Source organism: Janthinobacterium sp. BHSEK (assembly GCF_056174685.1).
This window is the reverse complement of the sequence record NZ_JBWBYV010000242.1, coordinates 1-688: the sequence shown is the minus strand read 5'-3', so window position 1 is coordinate 688 and position 688 is coordinate 1. Positions and strand designations below refer to the sequence as shown.

Annotated in this window: 1 protein-coding gene; it reads left to right on the top strand. The window is 51.2% G+C overall.

The window, feature by feature from the left end; translation table 11 throughout:
- Positions 1-667, top strand: a 667-nt coding sequence (locus AC0V2Y_RS28745; protein WP_475418482.1) for an MATE family efflux transporter, incomplete at its 5' end; no start/stop codon positions are given.
- Between the last annotated feature and the right edge of the window lie 21 nt (positions 668-688).

Genomic DNA, 688 nt, shown 5'->3' with positions numbered 1-688 from the left:
TCCCGGCGCCTTGACGGCGGTGCTGTTTCCGGCATTTTCCAGCCAGATCGGCGGTGGCCGCGGCCATGAACTGCTGGAACTGTATCGCCGCAGCGTGCTGTATTTACTGCTGGCGATCACGCCGATGACGCTGATCATCGCCTTTGCCAGCCAAGAGATTCTTACTCTATGGGTGGGCGCTGCATTTTCAGAGCAAAGTACGAGTCTGTTGCGCATTTTCTCGTATGGTGTCCTGATCAGTAGCATCACGCAAATTCCATTTTCCTTGTTGCAAGGCGCCGGCAAGGCAGCCTTGACGGCCAAGGTGCACGTCGTCGAATTTCCCCTGTACTGCTTGTTGCTCTGGCTGGGATGCAGCTATTACGGCCTGGAAGGCGCGGCGCTGGTGTGGCTTCTGAGAATCTGTGCCGACGCCTGGCTCATGTTCTATTTCTCCTTTGATATCCTGGAAATAAAATTCAAGGAAGTATTGGGCGGCAAATTTATCGTATTAATGGCATTAATCACACTTTCCTTCCTGCTCTCGCTCAATCCACTGGCGACATTCAAGGCATGGGAATTTGCGGCGTGCTTCGGGATCATTGCTGCCTATACGTGGTTCAATTTCCTAAACGAAATTGAACGTGTGTTTTTCAAAAGAAAAGTCTATGCAATTTTCGGTAAATAACAGCAGCCGGGTGTGGATGGA